Source organism: Roseomonas sp. BN140053 (genome assembly GCF_047690175.1).
GTDB lineage: Bacteria > Pseudomonadota > Alphaproteobacteria > Acetobacterales > Acetobacteraceae > Roseomonas.
Window position 1 is genome coordinate 87,796 of the sequence record NZ_JBLLEB010000017.1, and the last position, 7,560, is coordinate 95,355.

Here is a 7,560-nt window from a genome sequence, read left to right on the forward strand (position 1 = left end):
CGAAGCCGCATGACCGGTTTCCGTTTCCGACCTGCGGCCGCCACGCCGGTGCCCCTCGGCGCGCTGCCGCAGCGCATTGCCGGCTTTCCCGTGGTCAGCTGCGACATCTTCGACACGGCCCTGCTGCGGCGGCTGGCGCGGCCGGAAGACGTGCTCCTCGCGGTCGGTGCCCGGGCCCGGGCGCGCGGCCTCGTCACGCAGCTGCCGGGAGCCTTCCGGGAAATCCGGCTGGAAGCCGAACGCGCCGCCCGGACCGCGGCGGAGGCAGCGGGCCATGACGAGGTCACCCTGGCCGAGGTCTACGACCGCCTGCCGGGCTACGGGCTGGTAACCAGCCCCGAGGCCGCGGCGGCCATCGCGGCGCTGGAGCTAAACACGGAGCGCAGCGTTTGCGTGGCCGCCGAACCGCTGCGCGCGGTGCTCGCGGCGCGTGACCCGAAGCAGCGGCTGGTCTTCGTGTCCGACACCATCCTGCCCGGTGCCTGGCTGGCCACCCTGCTGCGCGACGCCGGCTTCGGGGACTGCACCGTGTTCTGCTCGGCCGATGCCCGGCGCAGCAAGCACACCGGCCGGCTTTTCGCGCATGTCCTGGCCACGCTCGGCTGCGACCCGGCCGAGATCGTCCACCTCGGCGACAACCCCGCCTCCGACGTCGCGCGCGCCCGCGAACACGGCATCGCCGCGCTCTACCTGCCGCAGCGTGGCCGCCCGCCGGAACCCGAGCGGCTGCGCGCCCTGCCGGCGGTGGCGAGGCTGGCGCACAGCCAGCGCCGATCCCTGGCGCCGCCGCCGGTGCCGCCGGCCGAGCCCGGGGTGCCGCAGCTCCACCGCTACCTCACCCTGCTGCTGGTCGGCTTCACCCTCTTCGTCCTCGCCGAGGCGCGGCGGCGCGGCATCCGCCGCATCTTCTTCCTGTCGCGCGACGGCTACATGCCGCTGCTCATCGCCCGCCGCCTGGCCCGGCGGATGCCGGAGCCCTTCGAGCTGGAATACCTGCACGTGTCGCGCCGCTCGATCGCCCTGCCGGTGCAGGAGGATCTCCCGGCCATGGCCGAGGAACTCGCCGCGGGGCTCAAGGGCCAGCCGCTGCGCCACGCGCTCGAACCGCTCGGCGTGGACCCCGCCACCACCGCCGAACGGCTGCGCGCCCTGGGCCTCGACCCGGCGGAAACGGCCACCGCGCACAACGCCCGCGCGGCGCTGCACCGGCTCTTCGACGTCGAGCGCGACCTCGTCCTGGATGCCTTGCGGCGGCGCCGGGCGGCGGCCCTGGCCTATCTCGGCCAGACCGGCTTCCTGGCGCCCGGCCCGCGCATGATCGTCGATCTCGGCTGGCGCGGCACCACGCAGGAAGCCCTGGCCCGCCTCGCCGGCCTGCCGGACGAGGAGATCGCCGGCTGCTATCTCGGGCTGCGGCCGGAGGCCCTGCGCCCGGCACTGAACCTGCGCAACGCCGCCGGCTACCTCTTCACCTTCGGCCATCCCCGTCCGCTGATGGACCTCGTGATGGACGGCTTCATCGTGCTGGAACTGCTCTTCTCGGCGCCCCAGACCACGGTGCTGCACTACGAGGAGCTGGGGGAGGGGGCGGTGCCCGTGCATGGGACGGAGCCCGACGCCTCGCACCGCCGCCGCGCGGCCGAGGCGCTGGAGGCCGGCTGCCTCGCGGAGTTCGACGCGCTGGACGCCCTGCTGGACGGCGCCTGGCCGGAGGCGATCGACCCCGCCGCCGCCCTGTTCGACCTGGAGCGTCTGCTGGCCCGACCCAGCCGCCACGAGGTCGCGCAGATCAACAGCATCCCCTTTATCCAGGGACCCACCGGCACCGGCCACACCACCGCCGTCGGGCCGGTGCCCTGGCGCGACTGGCTGCTGCGCCCGCGCGGAACGCTGCGGCGCATCGAGCGCGCCGCCTGGCGCGGCGGCTCGGCCCGCACCAGCCTGCCCTGGCCGATCCCCTCCATGACCTATCGCGAGCTGCAGTACCGCGCCGAGTGGCTGTTTCGCCGCCTCGGCATCCGCTGAGCGCGACGGTGCCGGCGACGTGACACCATTCCCCCCGCGCGCCGATGGCGTAGCCTGCCGGTTCCGGTTGGAGTGCGCCCCCTGATGTTTCTCCGCAGCCTCGTGCCGCCGCCGATCCGCGCCCTGCCGTGGCGCCTGCCCTGGGTGCGCTCCACCGATGCCTACCGGCAGTCGCCGCTGCGGACCTGGCTGCGCGCGGCCCGCTTCACCGTCTGGGAACTCGCGGGCCGGGAACGAGCGCTGCAAACGCCCGACGGCGTCGGCTTCGCCAGCATGCCCAACAACTTCAGCTCCTTCGCGCTGTTCGTGGGCGGCGCCCGCGACCCGCTGATCTGGCGCTTCCTCCAGCGGCGGCTGCGGCCCGGTGCGATCTTCGTGGATGCCGGCGCCAATATCGGCGCCTATTCCCTGCCGGTGGCCCGGCTGGTCGGCCCCACGGGCCGCGTGGTGGCCTTCGAGGCGCATCCGGTCACCTTCGGCTGCCTGGAGCGCGGCGTGGCGATGAACGGGTTGCCGCAGGTCACGGCCCTCAACCTGGCCCTGGGCGACAGGCCCGGGCAGGTCAGCATGGCCTTCAACACCAAGAACCCCGGCGAAACCCACGTCACCACGGCGGGGACGGGCGGGGCCGAGGTCCGCCTCGTCACCCTGGACGCGGCCCTGGCGGAACTCGGCATCACCCGGATCGACTATCTCAAGATCGACGTGGAGGGCTTCGAGCTGCCGGTGCTGCGGGGCGCGCGGGGCATCATCGCCGCCAGCCCCGGCGTCACCGTGCAGACCGAGTTGGAGGACCAGCACGCCAGCCGCTACGGCCACAGCGTCCGGGAGATCGAGGCGCTGCTGCGGGAGCTGGGCCTGACCCCGCACGGCGTGGACCATGAGGGCAGGGCCTATCCCTTCCCCGATCCCGAGCTGCCGCGCGAAGTGATCTGGATCAGGGCCGGGACGGCGGCCGAAGGATCCGCGCCCGCCTGACCGCCCGCAGCGCGCCGACGGCGCCGGAAGCCAGAACATCGCCGCGCGACGGCGCCCAGCCCCGGCACAGTTCCGGCCGCGTTTCGCGCAGCGCCAGCACCCCCGGCAACCCCGCCCGTGCCGCGCTGCGCAGCACGCGCCACCAGCTCCGGGCCGCCCGCGCGCCCACCGCGGCCCGGTCGGCGGGTGAGGGGGCGTAGGTCGCGCAGAAGCCCGCCAGCACGCGTTCCAGGACCTCGCCGAGGCGGCGCACGGACGCGGCGTCGCGCGGCGGCTCGCGTGCGGACAGGTGGCGGATCACCAGCGCCGCCGCGTCCGGCGCCTCCACCCCCAGCCAGGGCCGGTAGGCCCCGGCCAGCACCCGCGCCGCATTGGCAAAGAGCGCGTCGCCGCGGCTGTGGGTGGTATTGCGGGCATGCCAGCGATAGGTGGTCAGCGGCGCCGGCAGCCGCGCGATCTCCCCCACCGCGAGCAGCCGGTGATACAGGTCGAAGTCATCGGCATACTCGTAGTCCCGCCGCACCAGGATTCCGCCGAGCTGCCGCACCGCCTCGCTCCGCAGCATGACGGAGGACCAGGTCAACGGGTTTCCCGTATGCAGCGCCCAGCGCATCAGCAGTGGCGTGCCTTCCGCATCATAGTCGCTGATGCGGCGGCGCCGGCCCTCGGCGAGCACGGCGGCAGTGCCGACCAGCACCACGCGCGGATGCGCCTCCAGAAAGGCGAGTTGCGCCCCCAGCCGGTCCGGATGGCTGAGGTCATCATGGTCCAGTGCGGCCAGATAACGGCCGCGGCAGGCCACGAAGCCGAAGTTGCGGGCCCCCACCACGCCGAGGTTGCTCTCCGGCCGCAGCACGCGCACCCGCGGATCGCGCGCGGCATAGGCCCCGAGCAGGGCGGGCGTCGCGTCGGTGGAAGCGTCGTCCACCACAACCAGTTCGAAGTCACGGAAGCGCTGGGCCAGGATGCTGTCGAGGGTTTCGGGCAGCAGGTCGATGCCGTTGCGCGTCGTCAGCAGGACGCTGACAGCCGGTGGCCCTGTTCCCATCACCCTCCCTCCTTCCGGCACCCCGGCCTGCGGTGCACGGCCGTCCTGCGCACGCGATTCCCGCGGCAGGGCCTCGGCTCCTTCTCACGGAGAATGCGGAAAGGCTGTCAGGCTGTGAACACCCGGGGTTCACAAGGCCTGGACGCCGGGGATTCGGAGCGGCTTCTAGAACAGCAGGGCGTAGAGGGCGTAGCCGGCGGCGACCCAGAGAGCGACCGAAATGACGATGCTCACCATCAAGCCACGCGATGGTGAGAGATCATCCGCTTTGGGGGGCGTTGGTTCATCGACGGGAAGCGCCACGGGCAGGATAGGCCGAGCCATCTACTTCTCGCGCAAAGTATAAGGCTGTGTAAGCGACATCTCCTAACACTCTCTCAACATGTCGGGCAAAAAACCGGCCAATGCGATGACCAACCTGGGTTTGCGCCGCTTCGGACATAGAGAACGGACACAGAGTGACGCCGGTTGCAATCCAGGGCCAGCCGGAACGAACAAGGTTGCATCGCGTCCTGGGCCCGGGGCGATCCAACCCTGCCCGAGGCAGAACCTCCCCGAACCAGGCCCGGCCACGCCCGCAGCATCCGATCCGGCTGGACAAGCCGCCGCACCGCGCAGCGATCGCCGGGCAGTGCGGGGCGCCCCGTCACGGCGCGCGCGAGGAGGCGGCGGAAATCGCTGTCCAGCGCGGCAAAAGGCGTTGAGGCGGCCGCGATGGTCGCCGATCCAGCACGCCCGCGTGGCCAGCACGTCGCGGCCGCGGGCCAGCATGCGCTGCATCTCCGCCGGTTGCGGGCCGCCGGGGGTGGCGCGGTCGCGGATCATGGCGACAGGGTCGAGGGTCTGGCGGAACTCCGCTTCGCTCATCGGCAGCGCGGCGGCGGGCTGCTGCATCCCGTGCAGCGTTTCGGCATAGGGGAAGTCGGTCAGGCGGATGTCGTGGGACTTGGCGTAGGAGTGCCGCCACCCCAGGACCATGGACCAACGGCGCATCCCCGGCTCCCTGTCACGGCCGGTTCGCACCGGCCTGTTGGCCCGCATCCCGGGCTCGCGCGCCATCCTGAGACGCCGCCCGGAATGCGATGCCGCCGGCGGGAAAGCGCTCCCCGCGCCGGGCCGGTTCTCAGCCCGGCTCGGCGGCGCGGCGGAAGCCGGTGGCCAGCACGTCGATGTCGTTGGCCAGCACGCTCATCGCGTAGCCGGCGGCGAGCCGGGCGCGCCCGGCCTCGGCGTTGCCGGTGAAGATGCCGCAGGGCAGCGACGCCGCGCGGCAGCTCGCCAGGATGGCGGCGCAGGCTTTCTCCACGCGCGGATCGGCCGGACCCGCGACGCCCAGCGAGATCGACAAGTCGCCCGTGCCGATCAGCAGAAAATCCAGACCCGGCGTCGCTACGATCTCCGCGCGCCTTTCCAGCCCGGCGCGCGTCTCGATCATCACGCCGACCGCCGTGCGGTCCCGCGCCGCGCCGAGATAGGCGCCGAAATTGCCCGACAGCGGCCGCACGCCGCCGCCCGAGCGCGTGCCATGGGGCGGGAAATGCGCGTGCGACACGGCGGCCGCGGCTTCCGCGCCGCTTTCCACCAGCGGCACCAGCACGCCCTCCGCCCCGGCATCCAGCGCCTGGCCGATCACCGTGGCGCCGTTCTCGGCCACGCGCACGATCACCGGGCAATGGTTGCCGGCAGCGGCGATCGCGGCCTCCAGCCCGTTGCGCTCCCACAAGCCGTGCTGCCCGTCCAGCACGATCGCGGCGGCACCGGCATTCACCGCGAATTCCACCACCGGCAGGCTGCCCAGGCTGAGCCAGAACACGCCGAAGCCTTCGCCGGAACGGAGCCGCGCGCGCAGCCGGGACGAGGTCAGGTCGAGCATGAGGGACATCTCCGGATCGCCGCGGCGAGGGGGCCCGGGTTCGTGGCTCGGCCGGTGCCGCAGCGTGATCGAGAAATCGTTTGATCACCCGTGACGGGCTTGTCAAACACCGCCCAACCCCCGGCACCGCCCCGCATCCGTGGCCGCGCGGCGGGGAGAAGAGGCTGCATGACCACCACCGACGAGCCCGACGATTCCGGCTGGCTGCTGTACCATTCCGTGGGCCGCTTCCCCGGCCAGCGCGCCGCGGTCACCGCCGCCCTGGCCGATGCGGCCGAGGCCTGGTGCGCGACCGATGACCGCCGCTGGGTCGAATTCGACACTGCCCGCGCGCGCTTCCTCAACGGCGTTGGCCGGCTGCTGAACGCGGCGGACGGCACGCTCTTCGCCGCGGAAAACATCACCCTGGCCTTCGCCGCCTTCGTGGACGGCCTGCCGCCCGGCACGCTGTCCGGCCGCCGCGTGCTGATCGCGGCCGATTGCTTCCCCAGCCTGCACTACCTGCTCGCCGGCATGGCGGAGCGCGCGGGCTTCGAGCTGCACACGGTGCAGCCCCGCCCCGGGCAGCCCTCGGTGGAGGACGACGACTTCCTCGCCGCCTGGGACGAGCGCGTGGCGCTGGCCGTGATCACCTGGGTGACCTCCACCGCCTCGCACCGCGCCGACCTCGCGCGGCTGGCGGCACACGGGCGGCAGCAGGGCAGCCTCGTGGCGGTGGATGCCGTGCAAGGCACGGGAATCGTGCCGCTGGACGTGCAGGCGCTGGAGCTGGACTTCGTCGCGGCCTCCGCGCTGAAGTGGCTCTGCGGCGTGCCGGGTGCTGCGGTCGGCTATATCCGCCCTGCGCTGCTGCCCGACGTGTCGCCGCGCCTGCGCGGCTGGTTCAGCAAGCCCGATCCCTTCAACTGGGACCTCGCCACCTTCCGCTTCGCGCCCGACGCGCGCCGCTTCGACACCGGCACCCCGTCCTACCTGCCTTTTGCCGCGTCCGTGCCAGGGGTCGAATGGCTGCTGGAGCGGGGCGTGGACGCACTGCGCGAGCACAACCTGCGCCTCACGGAATCCCTCCTCGCCGTGGCCGCGGCGCACAACATCCCCGTCGCATCGCCACTGGACCCGGCACGGCGCGGCGGCTCCGTGATGCTGGAATTGCCCCGCGCCACCCCCGCCGAGGCCGCCGTGCGCCAACTCCTCGCCGCCGGCGTGCACGTGGACGCCCGCGGCCAGCGCCTGCGCCTGTCCCCGGGCAACTGCACCGCCCCCGACGTCGCCCAGCGCTTCGACCGCGCCCTCGGCCCGGTGCTGCGCCACGCCGCTTAACGTTCGGGGTCGCTTTGCTGGTTCGGCCGTGGCCAGGGGGCGCTGCCCCCTGGACCCCCGCCGGGGAGTTACGAACTCCCCGGACCCCGCGTTGAGTGCCTCCGGCGGGGGCGGGATGATCCACGTCGGTCATCACGGACAACGTCGGCCAACCCGCCCCCGTCAGAGGCACTCATGAGGTCGAGGAGCCTAGCACTACTTTGGCAGTCTGCCGGAACCTGGGAGATCGCGGGACGCTCTGATCTGGTGTGATCGGAGGCGATCATGGTGTCGGGCATTGGTTGGCAGATGGAACTGGGGCGCTGGCTGGCGCCGT

Annotated in this window: 5 protein-coding genes; 3 read left to right on the forward strand and 2 right to left on the reverse strand. The window is 72.8% G+C overall.

The window, feature by feature from the left end; translation table 11 throughout:
* The first annotated feature begins 9 nt into the window (after positions 1-9).
* The gene (locus tag ACLIBK_RS15980; RefSeq protein ID WP_415388278.1) at positions 10-2,025 is read left to right on the forward strand and encodes a hypothetical protein; all 2,016 of its coding nucleotides are present in this window, start codon (positions 10-12) and stop codon (positions 2,023-2,025) included.
* Between the two features lie 84 nt (positions 2,026-2,109).
* Positions 2,110-3,003, forward strand: coding sequence for an FkbM family methyltransferase (locus tag ACLIBK_RS15985; protein ID WP_415388279.1), 894 nt, complete (start codon positions 2,110-2,112; stop codon positions 3,001-3,003).
* Here the strand turns inward: ACLIBK_RS15985 and ACLIBK_RS15990 are convergent.
* The gene (locus ACLIBK_RS15990; RefSeq protein WP_415388280.1) at positions 2,963-4,051 is read right to left on the reverse strand and encodes a glycosyltransferase family 2 protein; all 1,089 of its coding nucleotides are present in this window, start codon (positions 4,049-4,051) and stop codon (positions 2,963-2,965) included. The two genes, ACLIBK_RS15985 and ACLIBK_RS15990, sit on opposite strands and share 41 nt — an antisense overlap.
* Before the next feature lie 1,123 nt (positions 4,052-5,174).
* Positions 5,175-5,924 (reverse strand): HpcH/HpaI aldolase family protein, encoded by a 750-nt coding sequence (locus tag ACLIBK_RS15995; RefSeq protein ID WP_415388281.1) that lies wholly within the window; start codon positions 5,922-5,924, stop codon positions 5,175-5,177.
* A 168-nt stretch (positions 5,925-6,092) separates the two neighbouring features.
* Here ACLIBK_RS15995 and ACLIBK_RS16000 point away from each other — a divergent pair, with 168 nt between their 5' ends.
* Positions 6,093-7,244 carry an aminotransferase class V-fold PLP-dependent enzyme gene (locus ACLIBK_RS16000; RefSeq protein ID WP_415388282.1) on the forward strand — a complete coding sequence of 384 codons (1,152 nt, stop codon included), beginning with the start codon at positions 6,093-6,095 and terminating at the stop codon, positions 7,242-7,244.
* Positions 7,245-7,560 lie beyond the last annotated feature (316 nt).